Raw genomic sequence first — 16,134 nt, forward strand, 5'->3', positions numbered from 1 at the left:
ACCACCAGATACAGCGCACTAATGGAAATAGAAGCGGGCGACGCCCAAAATTTGGGAGTCCGGAAAACAGCCTTTCGCGGGGCGTTTCAATGCGAGTGTATCTAAATGACTGAAGATGACCTTTTTCGCAATGACCTCCCGAACCAAGAACCCGATACAGAGCCAGCCGAGGACGGGTGGCTCGCACAATACGTCAAAATCGGTCTCGGAATCGTCGGACTATACGGAGCCTCTGTACTTCTCCTATCGGTGATTTGATAGGGCTTGTCGGGCCGAAAACACCGACGTGAAGTTCCCAGTACTTAGGAAGGTGTTTTGCAAACAGAATCTTCCGGATTGCTGTCTGGACTGTCACGGCCGTCAGAATATCGGCAGCGACGTAGTGCTACGACCGAGCTGAAACGTTACGGAGCCATCGCAAAGCATCGTCGCGGTTGTCTAGATGAAAATATCGCATATCGTCGGGGGCAACTGGCCAGACTGGCCGAATGGCTCGCCACTGGTGAAAGAGTAGTTTTGCCCAGAATGAGTCTCCGACGCACGCATAGGAACGGATGTCGAACTCGGGCCCGTATCGAAGGTCTGGAACAATCCCGTGGAGATGGGTGAGATACGTCCTTGCTGTCCAGTTAGGGACTTCCTCATACACTCGGACTGAGCCGTGTTGCTTCGTTCGCTCGATGAGTAGCGAGTAGAACTCCTCGTACCCGTCCGCAGTACCACTCCCGACACGTACCGCAACGAGATCGTCCTCTGTTGCGTCCAGTATCTCAAACATCCTTAACGAACGCAGTCGAACAGGTGTGGCAAAGTTCCCACGGTCACTTGACGAATCCATTCGCAAACTCTACTGAGTGGCTGTTCCACCATATATTGTGTCGAAAATAGATTTCAACAATTCCTCCATCTACCAGTACCTGCCCATTCTAGCAGATATGGACCATCCAGAATTTCTCCGCAACGACGGCATCTTTGACACGCTAGCCATCGTTGGGTTTACTGCGAGTTCCGGCGACGACCTGCCAGCCATCGATACGGACGGTAATCCGCCTACAACCGGTGACTCACCGTCGCCGACAGAGACGTCGTCAAGCGCGCAGACGAGTTCACTGCGGAGGGGTTGACGACGACTACTTGTACGTCAGTTCGCACGGCATCCGTCGGCGGTTTTCGGAGCAGCGAGGACAGTTTCGCCACTACGGGCCGTATCTGAACGCGCCGACTACCGATGTCGTGAATGAGGCGGTTGAGGAAGTTGATCCTGAGTAGTCGAACCTAGCCCTCTGTTTAGAGCGCGCCCGGTCCTCTTTCCTGACTGCAGTAAACAGGAATCGCCGATAGAAATTGCATCATCGCTAGTACCGGTCAAATACTGGCAGGCGAAGGACGCTCTGAGGCAGAGTTTTAAAAATGAAGAGTTACTCAGTTTTTCGGAGCGATACTATGCAAACGACACAAGCAGGCGAACGAATGCGGAAGCTGGAAAAGGCAAAGAACGTCCTCGCGGAGTTGGAGGATGAGGTGGACGCCGAGTTGAGCGGTGCCCGGTTTTCGTTGAGGCAGGCCGGACAGACCATCGATATAGAGAACACATTCGTGTCCCACCTCCAGGAGGCGATGGGAGAGGTCGCAGGCTTCGCCATTGAGGCGGGTCTCGACGACATTGCCTCGGACGCCACCGAGGTCATAGTCGAGCTGGAGCAGAACGAGTCGGACGACGACTGAACGGCCACGCGATCTACTCGGCCCATCTTCTCACCGCAGCTGCGGCTGGTCAGTTGAGTGTAAGGGAGTCCCGGTGAATCCCATGGCGGTGTGATTCAGCTGGACGCCCGTTCAGCGATAAACTCTACAGTATCATTCATCTCCCGCGTCGCAGAAAAACGTTCGCTCCGTGACCGCGGGCAACCCAACGACTAAACCGTGTCAACACCAACGTTGACGTAACCATGGCGACGGCAGACGAGCAGATCCGCGTGAGCGACCGGGTGAAACGCATCCTCGACCGGCACCGCGCCGAAGGCGAGAGCTACAACGACGTGCTTGAGCGCGTCCTCGATCAGGAAACGGGCGGCGACTTCGACGACGGGTTCGGACGCTGGTCTGACGACGAGGCCGACCGCGTCCGCGAGCAGCGCGAAGCAGCCAAGGAGGAGCGAAAGGCGCGGATGCGTCGGCGGAGCAGTGAAGGCGAGGACGCCGACGCATGAAGGTTCTCGACGCGAGTTTTCTCATCGACTACTACGACGGCCACCCGGCGACCAAGAAGTTCTACGACGCCAACGGCGGCGAAGAGGAGCGGTGGGTGATCCCCGTGCCGGCCTGCGCCGAACTGCTGGTCGGTGAGGGGAACCTCCCTGATGGCGATGTCGAGTCTGCTCGAACCGCGCTCGCGTGGGCAGAGACGCACACTGTTGATGAGCACACCGCTGTGCTCGCTGGGAAGATCGCGGACGAAATCCCTGCGGAGGGGCCATACCTCGACGGCCCCGACGCGATGATCGCGGCTGTCGGGCGCGAGGTCAACGCACCGGTGGTGTCCCGCGACGGCGACCTCACCCACGAGGCGACGAAGGGCGTCATCGACGTCGAAGAGTACCTCGACTGACGCAGACTGCCCGCGGTGTGGTTGATGCTGTCTGGGATGGTACTCAACTTGTTGCTAAACGACGATATTCGCCGCTGAACCCTCCGTCACTGGCCGCCTCGTGTCTTCCCGATAGAGTCCACACAGCCTAGCCCCTTTCTCAGGACCCCTGCTGGTAGTGTCCCGTACTGGCAGCGCCTGCGGGTCTGCTAGTTGAACTCCGCGGCAAGACAACACTCGCTCCATCACCGAGGTAGAGCTGGAAGACACGATCGGCCCATCGGTTGACGCCACGGGTGAGGGGTGGCACTGAGAGTCGGTAGGGCAGATTGACAGCACGACTATATCGTGCCGCCGCGGGCTCGGACCGGCTGCCACCGACAGCAGAGAATGCCGCGTAGGATCACTCAGGTACCTGACTGGATATCGAGTAAGTCGGTGTTGGGACGAACGATTAGCAGGACGTTTCGGAATGCACCCTATCTATACGGGGGGTGTCGTGAATTTCATCACCGTTCTATCTACCGGTTTCCAATTTCCATGTATGGTTCCCGACAGGGGGTTAAGACGGGTCCAGTAGTAATCGGGGAATCACAGTCAATATCCAAATATGAACAGTTGAATCCCGAGCGTCGAGTGGTTTTGTAGATGATGTAGAGCACCTCTATCTAGTGTTTAATGGTATTTACACTCGACACTTGGTGTGGGGGAATATATTATCAGTCGTATGATTTGATTGGCGGTCGATACACGAGATAGATTAGCCGATATCATACTATCAGTGGAGCTAGAACGCGTTGAGTACTGCACCACAAGCGAAATCGTGGGTACCGCACGGTCGTCGGCAGTGACATACGGAATGAAATCTCGGTACTAGTCTTCCTCGTATTCGTAACCCCAGTCACGGAGTTCATCGGCGACTTCTTCAGGATGCTCTGCTGCGACGCGGACCAGTGCTTCACGCAAATCCGTGAGTAACACGTCCGTCCCAAGTTCACTCTCAACCGCCCGCTTCACGTCATCTTCAATGGCTTCCGTTTCCTCTCGAAGGAAGTACTGGATCATCTTCCGATCGTCCTTGACACTATTCCGGCCGTAGATGTAGGGTAACCCCTCACGGTCAGTGCGACTCGTTGATTCAATGGACTCTGAGTGGTCAGCTGTTGCACTATCCGCTTGCTCGTGGTCTTGGGTCTCCGCGGTGTCTTGCCCATTCTCCTCAGGAGTATCCGTGGTCTCTGCCTCGTTGTCAGCGGATTCCTCCGCGTCGTCGTTGTTTGAATCCGTTTCAAAGGGGTCACTCCCGGATCCGGATTTCATGCCAGTCATTGGTCTACCTCTTCGATATGAGTCGCAAGGGTACGTAGTTTGTCGAGCGTGTCCACTTCGTAGTCACGATGCCGATTCCGATAGTACCCGACGTAATGGAACGCCGTGCATTGTTCATCCCAGCACCCCTCGAACAACGAGGCTCGATTACGGAGGATTACGGGGGCATCATATCCGAGTTCTTGAATCTGTGTGAGGTACTGATCTTGATTGGTCGTCTGCCCAACTCCGTTTGGGACGACAGCAAGTACGCCGACGTCGAATCCGAGCTCTGTGCTGAGGTTCGTGACGATGTCTTCGATACCTGAAATCGACTGAAGCCCCTTACCGGTGGGTTCGACTGGGAGGACAAGCGATCGGGTCGCGGACACAGCGTTGTAGAGTTGGACTCCTGCTGTCGCTGGAGGGTCCACGATAAGTACGTCGTAGTCCTGGTTGACATCCGCGTTCATCAAGACTTGGCGGAGTCTGTCGTGCGGGTTGAATGAGTCGCCCAAGTCCTCGGCCATTTCTTGAGCTTTATTCAGGAGTTGTGGAAGGCTCTCTAGCATGTTGTGGGAGGGGATGAGATCGAAGCCAAACGGTGTGTCGTGGATGAGGTCGTCGAACGAGCCACCCGGGCGGTCGATGAGATGTCGGGCGATGTTGTCGGCGTCATCGTCGTCACGGGAGGTGTCAACTCCGAGGAGGTACGTTAACGATCCCTGTTGGGGGTCCAAGTCAATAACCAAGACGTCCTGGTCTCGTTGACTGTGGGCATCAGCGAGGTTTGCGGTGAGAGTGGTCTTCCCAACGCCGCCTGACTCGGAATAGACGGTGTAAGTGAGCATGGATACAAGTAAGTCTCACACACGTAAAAGGATAATTAGACTAATTAGTTATACTATGTAGTTAGACTAACTATTAAGACCAACTATTTAGCCATGTTAGACCTACTTCTATCCCGGTCGATACGGGACGGGTTCGGTTCTGAATCGTCGTTGGCGAGTGGTTCGCTTACGAATTTTCTATGTTAACCAATAGTCGAGTGTCTTCCTCCCGAGTGTTGGTTAATACAGCTGTTACTCGAAATCCAAGAGAGCATTGAGAGTATCAATTAGTCTGGCATCTACACCGCGAACTATCGCAGAATAGGCCGTTGATTTCGGACGGGTTCCATCGGCCAGTTTTCGAAACACCATTACGAAACTCATGTAACGCCATCCGTACGCATTCGGGTGATTATTGACCAGCCGTAACAAATCGTAATGTATCAGAAACCCTTCATTGGGGAGAGATTCCGGAATCTTCCGGGCCTGATAATCGGTGCGGAACACGGCTATACACGTCCGGACGGGAGAGTTGGTGGGAAAATCAGGACCAGTGTAATACCTGTATATGACCCCATCTAGGGGGTGTGTAGATGATGTCTGGAAAATTCGTTACCAGTTGATTGATAGGATTTGTTCGCGGGTGAGCTCGGGGCCGTTTGGCCCGAGCGTATCTTCCCACTTTCGCCAAGTGGTGGACCAGTCACTGACGATCCAGGCAGTGTTGGAGTCGTTGTATGCTGCCTGGATTTGCTCGCGGCCTTTCGAAATGCTATAATCGGAGTCGAATGTGCCGTTGGGTAGTTCCGCGAGTCTCTCACGGAGCCAGTAGTTGAAGACCTTATACGCGGTCGCTCGGGTATCGAACACGACGATCGGCTGGAATCCCTTATTGAATAACTCGCGGAGTTTCCGGTAGGTTTGTTCGTAGTTCCCCCAGCCATGGTGGTCGGTCAGGATTTCGATTGCGTACCGCCGGCCAGCTGCATCCTTACTCACGACATCGACGACGCCAGCATCAAGCTCGGCGTATGGTTGGACTTCGTGGCCAGCGATTAGTTCATCAAGCACGGTGAGCCCAACGGTGACGCGGTGCGTCAGTCCCTCATTGAGATCACCGTGCAAGTCCGGGAGGTCGTCGTCGTTGTTAATTCGGGTGCGTCCTGCCTGTGTGAGGTCGTACCAGACTGGTTTGCGGAGGAGGGTCGTTGATTTCAGAAATCCGGAACTATAATCAAACCAGTCTGCGTCGGCGAACGTGAGAATAATTTCCCACCCAAGATTGGTATTGTAGTAGAGGTGGTTGAGGTCATCATGGTCGAGGTCTGCTGTGAGGTCGGTGACGGCTGGGCATTGGTCCCAGAGTAAGTGGACGCCACAGACGGACTCCCCATTCCACAACCGAGCAATACGGTCAAGGAAGATAACACGGTCTTCCGTATCGTGGATGGTTGGTTCGGCGGAGCCTGCGATGCGGCGCTCGTGTAACTGCTCCCATTCGGTTTCATCGACGTCCTGGGGTTTTGGTGGGTTCAGAGGGTCATAGCGGAATTCGGCTTTGAATTCGCTTCTAGAGTACCACTTAATCGATGGCCGATCAAACGACGAGTACACTTCGACGTAATCGCTCCCCCGCATCGCGGAACTGAAATCAAACGCCAGTTCTTCTTTATCTAAGTCATCTCCGTTCCGCGGAATCCGATCGTAATTACTGACGTCTTCATCGGATCGCATCGGCATGATCTCGTAGGTAATGTCGTATCCTTCTCCTCCATAGAGTGGGGCGTCCACAAACCAATCTTCGCTGTCGGGATTCCGGTTGAATGGACTCAATCGCATATCAAAGATTAGTACCTCTACTGGAAAAAGCATTAGCCCCGAATACCGCTTAGAGGCTCTCTACCGTATATTATAATCGGTTCTGGCAGACTCACAGTACGACCATATTGTGACGAGTGTCGTCGGTGGTCACCCATCAATTGAAACTATCAGAATAGCGGTTTGATTGCCGCCGGTTCCGTGTAGCCACTCAATGAATTCTGTAGAAATCATTACATCGTCCACTGCGCGCGATACATCAACCGACTGTGGTAGTTGGCTAGCTGACCGTCGTCGTAACAATGATTCATCGAAATTGCCACGCCAGCGGTATGGCACCGAAAAGCGATAAACAAAGCTAGAACGCATGTGTGTATCAAATATAGGGCTTGAGTCACCTCTCAGAGGCTAACCATTTTAAATACCTGTTTCATACCAGTGGTGCTGTTAGAAATCATGAAACACCAGACAAACTCCGCGGAGGAGCAGACAGCCACCTTCTCCCAAGAACGATCTGCAGGTAGACAAGTAGAGATCACCGTTACCCCGGATATCGTTTCAGCCGCGATTTACGTGCACGACACGCGCAACGGGTGGTCGCAAGCTCATAGTGACATGCTTCCCGCCTCTGAAGTCAAGACCCGTCGCGTGAACCAGTACACCCATCTCGAAACGGATGGGTATAGCGAAGGCGCAGACGAAGGTCATGGTCACCTCTACGTTCTGGCAATCACTCCTGCTGGGGAGATCGAATCCCTTCGCTCAAATCCTCGATTGCCAGATCAAATGAAAGCTGAGACTGGCATCACTGAGACCACAGAGAACCACTTCCCCAACGATTCCAGTCGATCACACTGGACCAACCGGATTACCGTGCATCGGAACGACATTGAAGACACGATCAAGGCCGGCGGACGTGTCCTCGTCATCGAAACGTACCGGGATGCTACCTATCGGCCGGGGAACGAAGGGGGGACTGGCTTCGGAATTCGAAACGTTACCGAGCTTGACCTCGACAAGTAACAACAAAACAAAATTGCGATATACACCAATGAATCAAGCCAAGAACTGCGCGGAAGGCACGAATTCCCCCGTTCATGACTATGTGGCGGATCATGGCCGAGCCATTTCGAAGACCGATCTTGAACAGGCCTCGATTGCTGGCCACGAGGTCACGCTTTCGAAAGATGTGACCGCTGATGAGCGTGCACTGATAGAGAACGCAATTCAAGCAACCAGACCGGAAACCAAGGCGTGTTTCGGAAACGCGTACAGCCTCTGGGAGTACGATACCCGATTCAAATACACAGAAGGGGTCGCCGTCATGGCAGACCTATCGCTCGACGGAATCAACCACGCTTGGAGTATGCTTGACGGGACAAAACTCGTCGATCCGACCGCTCCCTTGGATGACTACTACGGCGTCGTAATCGAGGATGAGACGATTTCGCAACTCTCCGAAGCGGTCTCACCTGCACACGGCATCATTAGCAACCACAAGAATCGGTTCGAGTTCCTTCGGGAGCGCGGCTATGTCGAATGACACAGGCGCTTCTTTTGACGGGCGTTCGTGACGGGGTCGGCCCTGGATAACCGCTACACGCTAGACGATTTTACTGGCAGCGTGTTTGTACTGAGCGTACTGTTCGGCCGCCCATTCGACGGCGTCGTCAGAATCGTTGACGATCGCGCCAGGAACGCCACCCTCGTTATAGAACGTAATCCCGGCAGTATCCGAGTCAGGACGGTCCATCACCCAGAGCCCGTAGGGGAACGACTCATAAGTCCGGTACACGGTCACGGCATCGAAGTTGGTGAGTGCATCGAACTCGTCACTGTATTCCTGTTCAATCAACTCTAACACTTCAGACTCGATTATCACTTCGAACTCGAACGAGCCCTGATTTAGCCGATCGATGTACTCCTCGAAGAATTCTCGATACACCACAGGAGCGGTTCCGACCATTTTCGTTGCGTCTTGCATTAGCCGCTGTCCAGGGCGGAACGCGATGTCCGGCGATTTGACGGACCGGTACACATCAGCGTCCCGGATGATGTCCTCCCCGATCGGTGCATCATCAGGTAATTCTGTGAGAATTGGTCTCGCTTCTTCGTACTGCTGTAGCCTCCCAAGGTACTCTTGATGCGTTTGGAGCATCAACTCGCCGAGGGTCGTCCCGCGGTATAGACTCGAATTCGGTGCTGTGCGCTCAACGCACCCGATCTCTTGGAGTTCCTCGATTGCCCGGTCAACCGTCGAGCGCGAGCAGGGAAGCGCCTCTACCAATTCAGGTTTGGTCTGCGGTTCGTTCAGCAGTTGCTCAAGCACCTGCTGGCGCTTGGAAAGAATCTGATGGGCCGTGATATCAGCCTCGACAGCCATACGATATCCGACTGACAGTATCCTTCACGGTCGAATATATCTGACTATCTATGATGATTCCAACATCTCGTGACAGATTATCGCTGGCCGTGAATTCTCACGTCGAATGAAGATAAGATGAACCTCGACATACGGCTCAGCAGGTACGATGACTCGACAAAGGGGGGTTAACGAATGGAACGATCCATACAAAATCATCGATACAGACGACCCCACGACTGTCCCGGACGAACGGAAGCAGGCGATCCTAGAGGCAATCATCACCGCGTACGACGACCAACACACCACGACGCCGCTTGACGCAAATACATCGTTCCGCCTAGAAGGGTTAACGCCCGTAGACGATTCCTCGGGCACCGAATACAAGTTCGAGGTTCAGCGATTCATCGGCGGCACGCCAGCGAAGCGCCACGCCGGACACGTCCACCGTACCGATGACGAGTGGGAAGCGACGTACGAGGATCAATCGTTGGGCAGCGGATTCCTGGACAGTGTACGGAACCTCCTCCCGTACACCTCTCCCGAATAAGGTTGGTAAACTCCCAACAGCGTACCTTCCAAATTCAGAGGGTGAATCAGCGAGAGACTGCGCTGAGGAATCGAAGCGCCAGCTATAGCGTGGTCGCCAGCCAAAGATGAGTCTCGCCACCGAGTACTTAGACACTGAACAGCATATCCGTCGCGCCCATCAGGCCAGGCTCCTCGCGCTAGGCATACTACTTGTCGGCGTCTTCCTCGTGTTCTGTTACGGGCTCGTCACTGTACTCGGCGTCGCCGCGTGGCTCGTCGTCGCTCTCGCTGCCGGCGTAAACGCGCGACAACTCGTCGCCGCCAAGCGGGGCTATGCACCGACGCGTACGGGAAGCAGTGCTGACGATCACCCGCGGCTCTCAACAGCTATCGAACGCGTCACCACTGCGTTCGATTTGCCGGACCCGGACGTGCACGTCGTCGATACTGAGCACGTGACTGCAGCTGCCGGAGGCCTGACGCCACACTCCGCACAGCTCGTCGTGTCGAAAACAGCACTGTCCGAACTGTCAGACAGCATCCTCGAAGGGATTATCGCCCACGAACTCGCCCACTTGAAGAACTACCACACGCTTCTCGGGAATCTTCTCCGCGTCCCAGCGACGATCGTTGGCGTCGGTGTCGCCGGAAGTGTGCTCGGGACCGTCGTTACCTTGGTGGTTCCTGGATTCACAGGTATTCAGGTCGAAACGACGCTCGGTGTTGGTGCCATCAGTATCCTGTACGCAGTATTGCACGCGGCTGTGCTTCGTGAACGCGAGTACCTGGCCGATCTAACCGCGGCAGAGTACCTCGGAGATGCCGACCAGTATGAAGCCGTGCTCCGGGCGGTCTCGTCGATGAATGACGCGGATCAGTCAGTGTTTCGTGTCCATCCACCGCTCGCAGCGCGGATCCAGTCCGGTCGAACCGTAGCAGAGTGAATCTCTCGACGAGTGGCGGATTATCCCACCGCAGTACGCATGTGTCTCACCTCGGGAGTACGAATAATCGGGTGAAACGTTGCGGCTCCGACCAAGCACAGGGAAGACGATACGACTGCCCAGCACGTTCAGTCCCTGAACCATTACCACCAGTCAGGTGTTGCTACTGCGTGATGGATGAGGTCGCCCCCAACCTGTATGTAGGGACGCTCGCGGATGCCGGGGATACGGCACTGCTTCAAGAGCACGGCGTTGATAGCGTCGTTTCCTTGACGCATGGTGATCCTGAGTCTGGGTTCCCTGTTCCCGTTTCGAAGTGTGCGATGATGGACGGTCCTCGAAACGAGCAGGAAACGTTCCGAACGGCCGTTGAAGAGGTCCTAGTAGGCCTGGACCGCGGTGAAACTACGCTAGTACACTGTCGTCGCGGTGCGTCTCGAAGCCCGTCAGTCGCGGCGACCGCTGTTGCACTCCACAACGCGATCAGTATCGAGGGGGCATTCGAACGGATCGAGGAACAGAGAGCCGAATTTGACGCACATCCCGCGTTAGTGCGGCAAGCAGTCAGCGTGTATCGAGCATTTCCGAAGTAAACTCTCGCGCTCCTACCCTGCCGGTAATCGATTCTCTATTCGCCGCGCAAGTTCTTGGCTTGCTCTTCGAGTTGCCACATAGATATGTATAGGTCGTCGATATCTGGCGATTGAAGCGTCGCTGGAACTATCTGTGTCGCGTGTTCTCTCGCCCATGATGGCGTTGGTAGACCGGTTACAGGGTTTGCTCTCAACTGAGAATCCAACCGAGCCCTACCAGTGCCCGGGCTGTGGCTCACGATTCGAGTTGCAGTACCACGTGTGCCCGGACTGTGGCGGGTACAGTATCCAACGCCGTTGGGTGAACAGCGATTGAACGCCGCGTGACCGGTGAATACTCACCTTTTTCGTTCCAGCTGAGAACGTACCCGTGGAGCCTGGAGGCCAGTGTGACACGCTCCAGCGCTCCCTCCGCTTGAACTTCTCTACGTTCTCGGCCGTACGTCAAGTGACTGTTCCGTGTCAGTCAGTCGTAGTAACTCACGCGTTCGACAACATCGGCAAAGGCAACGTTCTGACTCACATCGGTGATCGTGACTGTGACGCGCTCGCCCTGTTCGGTGTCCGGGACGATAACGACAAACCCACGCTCGACACGCGTGATACCGTCGCCTTGTTCACCGATATCTTCGATTTCGACGGTGCGCTGTTCGCCCTCTTCAACAGGTGGCAACTGTGTCGCTTGCTCGCGCTCGGACTCGGCGTCAGTATCGTCAGCTACTTCGGTCGAACGTGACGGGAGAACGGCCACACGGTATGTATCGCCTGCCTGTAGGTCGCCAAGTTGAATCTCTTGTTCCGGTACCTCAACCACGTACGACCCATCCTGCTCTTCGACAGTAGCAGAGAACAGACAGCGGAGTTGCTCTGAGATCTCCATTTGTAGATCGTATCCGGCTACGCGACGATGAACACTTGATTCTGCTGTTCCCGACTACGCCGCCGAAACGAGCATTTCGTAACCTCGGCGAGAACTGTGATCGGCATGCGGATCCATCGCCGATCGGGATAAGAATGCCACCGTGAACGTATGCCAACTGGGGGGCCTCGCCAAGGCGGACGCAAGTCGTGTCGTTGAAGCAGGAATCCCAGCCCTGACCGAGCCCCTAGTAGTTAATAGGGCCGAATCGTTCACAAACAGGAGTCATTCAGACTCATTCATCGAAGGACGGCTCCGACCTGTCTTTCGACGTGATCATGTTCCACGTTCGATTCGCATCCTTCACAGTCGTCTGAGCAGGCTGGTCAAGAAGTCGCCGTCCACGGGCGGTGAGATCATAGATTTCTCCTTCAGACGTGACTGCCCGGTCAAGAAGATCGAAGAAATACAGTTCGTAAAGAACTGCTTGTGTGGCATAGAGATTCATCTCGATCCGATCCGCCGCTTCTTGTGGAGAGATCCCGCTTCGGTTCTCCAGTCTCTGCAGTAACTCGTGCGCCTGTCCGGTCACAACCACGATGTCGCGTGGAGTAACTTCCTCATCGGCTTCCGCGGACAGTTCACGAGCAAGTTCGACAGCCGACTCAACGAACTCGCCAAACAGTTCGGATTGTCGCCGCTCGTACTTCTCCTGTTTCGAGAGGACGAACTCTGCTTTCTTCGTCGTGACGTGCATCCCGGAGTTCTCCGCTGGACCAGGTTGTTGGAGTAGCCCCATCTCGTTGAGCTTCGAGAGTTCTTTCGAGATGTAGTTTGGCGACTTGTCCAGTGCCGCAGCGATGTTTTTCCGTGTTTCGCGGTTGTCGCTACACAGGTTAAGGATCCCCCAGTCAGTATCTGAAAGTTCCATTTACCAGTTTCCTGTATGTGGCCGAATATAGGTATTGTGATTCAGTCTACCATCAGATAGCTATGGAGGTATAGAATAGGTTTCCTGAAAACTTTTTAAACTACGGGGTCATAGCGGGACACAGACATGATTCACCGAGACCGGAATTGGGCTCCTCGTCATGCTGCACGAGGTGAATACCGTCTGCAACACGCCTCCTCGGACGCGCAGTGTCTGCTAGAAGCAATTGGAAATCGCCCTACCCTCGGGAGTGGATCGATGCAGGGAAGCAGCGATACCGCGTCTATCACTACCGGTCAAGAGCCAACCTGCAGGGGGTGGATGGTGTGAGCAGTCAGCAGCAGAAGGGTGAGTCCCCGGATAGCTCACTGGATGAAGATGATGCTCCAGAACTCCGAACCATCGAAGCGCGGTTGGAGGCTCACTCGAAGCGCATCGAAACTCTCGAAGACGATCTTGATGACGTGCGCACGGAATGCGACACGCTCCGAGGCGAGGTCGAAGCCCTCCAGCAGGAGAACGAGGACCTCCGGGCGGAAATTGAGCGCTTGGACGCACGGACTGACCTGCTATCTCTCGTCGAGAACAGCGACGAGATGACTGCGAAGCAGCGTCGTATCGCGCTCATCCAACATCTGAAGAAGGCGGCTGAGAAGGAACGTGAACGTGGGCGAGATGCGAAGGCGTCGCTGAACAAGGAAGAGGCCGAGGCGGCGCTGAAGTACCCTGATATCGACCGCACGACGTTCTACGACGACCTCCGGAAGGCTCCACGTCTCGTCGGGAAGGAGGATGTTCTCTGGTACGATCGCGGCACCGGTGGGGAGAGTCGGCTGAAGATGAACTTGGAGAACGGCGACCTTCCAGGCAGCGTCGTCGGTCACCGTCGGCGGAACGGAGGCGAGTAACTGTGGGAGCCCCACAACACCTCGAAGGTGGGAAGCCTCCTCCGATGAAGCGGGCCTCAGACGATAGCCTCTGAGGCCGCAGAATCTGTACGGTAAAGGCGGTTGTAAATAATGGTCGGCTAGCTGATGGTCTGCTCGCTGACCGCTCGCTCCGCTCGCTCCGGTCCGGGAACCACACCCCGGCAAAGGTGTTGTGGAGCTCCAACAATTCAACATGAGACAGAATCAGCAAGAACTCACCGAACGCCTGATACAATTCCTCCGGCACTACTACCAGGAGGAAGTCGCACAGCTCGCCCAACACTACCCGCGAGAACAACGCTCACTCCACGTGAGCTACACTGATGTCTTCCAATTCGACCGCGGCCTCGCAGAAGACATCAAGGAAAATCCACGAGAGACGCTGGAATACTTCGAAGAGGCACTCCGACTATACGACCTGCCCGTAGACGTCAGTCTGTCCGACGCCCACATCCGCATCCACGACCTCCCAGACGACATCGTCCTCGACGTCGCGGAAGTTCCACGGAAAGAAAACATCGGGAAGCTACTGGGGATTCGCGGCCAAGTCCAGAAGGTCAGCCCAGTGAAACTGCGCGTCGTCGAAGCCACCTTCGAATGCCAGCGCTGCGGAACCAAGACGAGTATCCCGCAGACTGGCGACCAGCTTCAGGAACCGCACGAGTGTGAAGGGTGCGAAAGACAAGGTCCGTTCCGACACGACTCGTCGGCCAGCACGTGGACCAATCACCAGTTCGCCCGCGTTCAACAGCCGCCCGAGCACACGAAAGACGGAGAGGGTGCGACCATCGACGTCCATCTCGAAGATGACCTCATTCAGTCGTTCGACGCCGGTGATCGCGTCACCCTCACCGGTATTCTCGACGTCAAGGAACCCGGGAGTAGCCAGACGCGTGATTTCGACACCATCGTAGACGGGCAGGCAGCCGTTCGAGAGGAGAGTTCCTACGACGATATCGACATCTCCGAGCACCTTGACGAGATTGAGGCCATTGCCGCCGGCGAGTACGGTGACCCGTACGACCTGCTAGTTCAGTCGATCAACCCGGGACACAAGGGAGACGAGGACGTGAAACTCGCCATCGCGCTCCAGATGTTCGGCGGGTGGTCCCGCGGCGAGCGAACGCGCGGTGACTCTCACATTCTCCTGATGGGTGACCCTGGTTGCGGGAAATCGACCTTCCTGAAAGCCGCCGATGACCTCGCTCCGCGCTCAACGTACGCCTCCGGGAAGGGAGCCACGGCTGCGGGGTTAACCGCGGCGGCGGTAGCCGACGACTTCGGCGACGCCGAATGGGGGCTCGAAGCCGGCGCGCTCGTCCTCGCTGACGGTGGAGTCGCGTGTATCGACGAACTCGACAAGGTCAACGATAACGTCATCTCATCCCTCCACGACGCCCTGGAGAATCAGGAAGTCCGGGTAAACAAAGCAGGGATCAACGCGACACTGAACGCGCGCACCACGTTGCTCGCGGCAGGGAACCCAAAATACGGACGGTTCGATAACTACGAGCCGATTGCTGAGCAACTTGATCTCGGACCGGCGTTGATGTCACGGTTCGATCTGATGTTCATGGTTAGCGACTCACCTGACGAGGAGACTGACCGGCAGGTCGTTGACCACATGATGCGGTCGCGGCGGGCGGCGGCAAAGAAGGAGCTCGGCAAAGATCTCACCGAGGAAGAGCGGAAGAGCATCGAGCCGGCGATTCCTCACGAGACGCTACGTGCGTACATCGCCTATGCGAAGGACGAGGTGACGCCGTACATCAGCGCAGAGAATGGGGAGGCGCAAGAGTACCTCCGTGAGGAGTTCCTCGAACTCCGGCTCGCCAACGCTGATGGGGAGGACAACCCAGTGCCAGTGACCTTCCGAAAGGAGGAAGCCATCGCGCGCCTCGCGGAGGCGTCCGCCCGAGTGCGCCTCTCCAATGAAGTCCAGCGGGAGGACGTAGACCGTGCCCTCTCACTGGTTCGAAAGTCAATGAAGCAGGTCGGCATCGACCCCGAGAGCGGAGAGTTCGATGCGGACGTCGTCGAAACGGGACAAAGCAAGAGCCAGCGCGACCGCCGGAAGCAGATTCTCGGCGTGATCGAGGATCAGAACGACGCAACCGTCGAAGGGATCATGGATACCCTCGACATGGACGAGTCGAAGGTCAACAGCGCTATCGAGTCGCTGAAGCAGAACGGCAAAGTCTACGAGATAAAGGGCGAGCTGAGGAAGTCATAGGAGGAAGGAGAGAGATTAGTCTCCTGATTGTCGGTTAATTCGCTATTCTGATACTCGTTCTATATCTTGAACTGCGGAACAGCCGATAAGCAGAAATGCGGTATCTACAGGCGGAGCAGGCCGAGTGACTCGGGGCTTGACCCCGAGGCGGTTCACCATCGGTTTCATCAGGGATTTGGGTAAAGAAACTGTACCAACTACTGGTAAGA

17 protein-coding genes are annotated in these 16,134 nt (G+C 55.7%); 10 read left to right on the forward strand and 7 right to left on the reverse strand.

From position 1 onward, the window contains the following. Positions 1 to 385: 385 nt before the first annotated feature. Positions 386 to 838 carry an STAS/SEC14 domain-containing protein gene (locus B4589_RS04395; protein WP_321169558.1) on the reverse strand — a complete coding sequence of 151 codons (453 nt, stop codon included), beginning with the start codon at positions 836 to 838 and terminating at the stop codon, positions 386 to 388. 632 nt (positions 839 to 1,470) lie between these two features. Between B4589_RS04395 and B4589_RS04400 the strand changes: the two genes are divergently transcribed. The 3 genes from B4589_RS04400 (at position 1,471) to B4589_RS04410 (ending at position 2,608) form a co-directional block, all read left to right on the forward strand. Continuing rightward, positions 1,471 to 1,725: a hypothetical protein gene (locus tag B4589_RS04400; protein WP_079233130.1), complete on the forward strand. Its 255-nt coding sequence runs from the start codon at positions 1,471 to 1,473 to the stop codon at positions 1,723 to 1,725. Positions 1,726 to 1,949: 224 nt separating this feature from the next. Beyond that, positions 1,950 to 2,210 (forward strand): antitoxin VapB family protein, encoded by a 261-nt coding sequence (locus B4589_RS04405; RefSeq protein WP_079233131.1) that lies wholly within the window; start codon positions 1,950 to 1,952, stop codon positions 2,208 to 2,210. Continuing rightward, on the forward strand, positions 2,207 to 2,608 hold the full coding sequence (locus B4589_RS04410) for a PIN domain-containing protein (protein WP_079233132.1): 402 nt from the start codon (positions 2,207 to 2,209) through the stop codon (positions 2,606 to 2,608). Before B4589_RS04405 ends, B4589_RS04410 begins: the two co-directional genes overlap by 4 nt. A gap of 852 nt (positions 2,609 to 3,460) precedes the next feature. On the opposite strand, the gene B4589_RS04415 is transcribed toward B4589_RS04410, so the two are convergent. From B4589_RS04415 to B4589_RS04425, 3 genes are all read right to left on the reverse strand, one after another. Further along, entirely contained in the window at positions 3,461 to 3,907 is a 447-nt protein-coding gene (locus tag B4589_RS04415) for a hypothetical protein (protein ID WP_143414263.1), read from the reverse strand. A gap of 5 nt (positions 3,908 to 3,912) precedes the next feature. After that, on the reverse strand, positions 3,913 to 4,746 hold the full coding sequence (locus tag B4589_RS04420) for a ParA family protein (RefSeq protein WP_079233134.1): 834 nt from the start codon (positions 4,744 to 4,746) through the stop codon (positions 3,913 to 3,915). Positions 4,747 to 5,337: 591 nt separating this feature from the next. After that, positions 5,338 to 6,564, reverse strand: coding sequence for a hypothetical protein (locus B4589_RS04425; protein WP_079233135.1), 1,227 nt, complete (start codon positions 6,562 to 6,564; stop codon positions 5,338 to 5,340). Positions 6,565 to 6,999: 435 nt separating this feature from the next. Here B4589_RS04425 and B4589_RS04430 point away from each other — a divergent pair, with 435 nt between their 5' ends. Beyond that, a complete protein-coding gene (locus tag B4589_RS04430; protein ID WP_176330492.1) occupies positions 7,000 to 7,566 on the forward strand; it encodes a hypothetical protein in 567 nt (188 codons plus the stop codon). A gap of 28 nt (positions 7,567 to 7,594) precedes the next feature. Next, positions 7,595 to 8,086, forward strand: a complete 492-nt coding sequence (locus B4589_RS04435; protein WP_079233137.1) for a hypothetical protein — start codon at positions 7,595 to 7,597, stop codon at positions 8,084 to 8,086. Between the two features lie 60 nt (positions 8,087 to 8,146). On the opposite strand, the gene B4589_RS04440 is transcribed toward B4589_RS04435, so the two are convergent. After that, positions 8,147 to 8,926 (reverse strand): winged helix-turn-helix domain-containing protein, encoded by a 780-nt coding sequence (locus tag B4589_RS04440; RefSeq protein ID WP_079233138.1) that lies wholly within the window; start codon positions 8,924 to 8,926, stop codon positions 8,147 to 8,149. A gap of 148 nt (positions 8,927 to 9,074) precedes the next feature. On the opposite strand from B4589_RS04440, the gene B4589_RS04445 reads away from it, so the two are divergent. The 3 genes from B4589_RS04445 (at position 9,075) to B4589_RS04455 (ending at position 10,973) form a co-directional block, all read left to right on the forward strand. After that, positions 9,075 to 9,455, forward strand: a complete 381-nt coding sequence (locus tag B4589_RS04445; protein ID WP_079233139.1) for a hypothetical protein — start codon at positions 9,075 to 9,077, stop codon at positions 9,453 to 9,455. Between the two features lie 106 nt (positions 9,456 to 9,561). Beyond that, positions 9,562 to 10,380 carry a M48 family metallopeptidase gene (locus B4589_RS04450; protein ID WP_079233140.1) on the forward strand — a complete coding sequence of 273 codons (819 nt, stop codon included), beginning with the start codon at positions 9,562 to 9,564 and terminating at the stop codon, positions 10,378 to 10,380. Positions 10,381 to 10,553: 173 nt separating this feature from the next. After that, entirely contained in the window at positions 10,554 to 10,973 is a 420-nt protein-coding gene (locus B4589_RS04455) for a dual specificity protein phosphatase (protein ID WP_079233141.1), read from the forward strand. Between the two features lie 466 nt (positions 10,974 to 11,439). Here B4589_RS04455 and B4589_RS04460 read toward each other — a convergent pair whose 3' ends face one another. Then, complete coding sequence (locus B4589_RS04460; RefSeq protein WP_176330493.1) at positions 11,440 to 11,853, reverse strand: TRAM domain-containing protein; 414 nt, start codon at positions 11,851 to 11,853, stop codon at positions 11,440 to 11,442. Positions 11,854 to 12,127: 274 nt separating this feature from the next. Beyond that, on the reverse strand, positions 12,128 to 12,763 hold the full coding sequence (locus B4589_RS04465) for a phage repressor protein (RefSeq protein WP_079233142.1): 636 nt from the start codon (positions 12,761 to 12,763) through the stop codon (positions 12,128 to 12,130). Between the two features lie 326 nt (positions 12,764 to 13,089). Here B4589_RS04465 and B4589_RS04470 point away from each other — a divergent pair, with 326 nt between their 5' ends. Both B4589_RS04470 and B4589_RS04475 read left to right on the forward strand, forming a co-directional pair. After that, positions 13,090 to 13,671, forward strand: coding sequence for a hypothetical protein (locus B4589_RS04470; protein ID WP_255246126.1), 582 nt, complete (start codon positions 13,090 to 13,092; stop codon positions 13,669 to 13,671). 214 nt (positions 13,672 to 13,885) lie between these two features. Further along, complete coding sequence (locus B4589_RS04475) at positions 13,886 to 15,925, forward strand: minichromosome maintenance protein MCM (RefSeq protein ID WP_079235167.1); 2,040 nt, start codon at positions 13,886 to 13,888, stop codon at positions 15,923 to 15,925. Positions 15,926 to 16,134 lie beyond the last annotated feature (209 nt).

This window comes from Halolamina sp. CBA1230 (assembly GCF_002025255.2).
Classification (GTDB): domain Archaea; phylum Halobacteriota; class Halobacteria; order Halobacteriales; family Haloferacaceae; genus Halolamina.

What these genes read in the sequence shown, in the direction of transcription:
- B4589_RS04455 (WP_079233141.1), top strand. Translation starts at nt 10,554, where the DNA reads ATGGATGAGGTCGCCCCCAACCTGTATGTAGGGACGCTCGCGGATGCC.
- B4589_RS04395 (WP_321169558.1), bottom strand. Translation starts at nt 838, where the DNA reads ATGGATTCGTCAAGTGACCGTGGGAACTTTGCCACACCTGTTCGACTG.
- B4589_RS04430 (WP_176330492.1), top strand. Translation starts at nt 7,000, where the DNA reads ATGAAACACCAGACAAACTCCGCGGAGGAGCAGACAGCCACCTTCTCC.
- B4589_RS04415 (WP_143414263.1), bottom strand. Translation starts at nt 3,907, where the DNA reads ATGAAATCCGGATCCGGGAGTGACCCCTTTGAAACGGATTCAAACAAC.
- B4589_RS04445 (WP_079233139.1), top strand. Translation starts at nt 9,075, where the DNA reads ATGACTCGACAAAGGGGGGTTAACGAATGGAACGATCCATACAAAATC.
- B4589_RS04400 (WP_079233130.1), top strand. Translation starts at nt 1,471, where the DNA reads ATGCGGAAGCTGGAAAAGGCAAAGAACGTCCTCGCGGAGTTGGAGGAT.
- B4589_RS04450 (WP_079233140.1), top strand. Translation starts at nt 9,562, where the DNA reads ATGAGTCTCGCCACCGAGTACTTAGACACTGAACAGCATATCCGTCGC.
- B4589_RS04420 (WP_079233134.1), bottom strand. Translation starts at nt 4,746, where the DNA reads ATGCTCACTTACACCGTCTATTCCGAGTCAGGCGGCGTTGGGAAGACC.
- B4589_RS04440 (WP_079233138.1), bottom strand. Translation starts at nt 8,926, where the DNA reads ATGGCTGTCGAGGCTGATATCACGGCCCATCAGATTCTTTCCAAGCGC.
- B4589_RS04405 (WP_079233131.1), top strand. Translation starts at nt 1,950, where the DNA reads ATGGCGACGGCAGACGAGCAGATCCGCGTGAGCGACCGGGTGAAACGC.
- B4589_RS04460 (WP_176330493.1), bottom strand. Translation starts at nt 11,853, where the DNA reads ATGGAGATCTCAGAGCAACTCCGCTGTCTGTTCTCTGCTACTGTCGAA.
- B4589_RS04475 (WP_079235167.1), top strand. Translation starts at nt 13,886, where the DNA reads ATGAGACAGAATCAGCAAGAACTCACCGAACGCCTGATACAATTCCTC.
- B4589_RS04425 (WP_079233135.1), bottom strand. Translation starts at nt 6,564, where the DNA reads ATGCGATTGAGTCCATTCAACCGGAATCCCGACAGCGAAGATTGGTTT.
- B4589_RS04435 (WP_079233137.1), top strand. Translation starts at nt 7,595, where the DNA reads ATGAATCAAGCCAAGAACTGCGCGGAAGGCACGAATTCCCCCGTTCAT.
- B4589_RS04465 (WP_079233142.1), bottom strand. Translation starts at nt 12,763, where the DNA reads ATGGAACTTTCAGATACTGACTGGGGGATCCTTAACCTGTGTAGCGAC.
- B4589_RS04410 (WP_079233132.1), top strand. Translation starts at nt 2,207, where the DNA reads ATGAAGGTTCTCGACGCGAGTTTTCTCATCGACTACTACGACGGCCAC.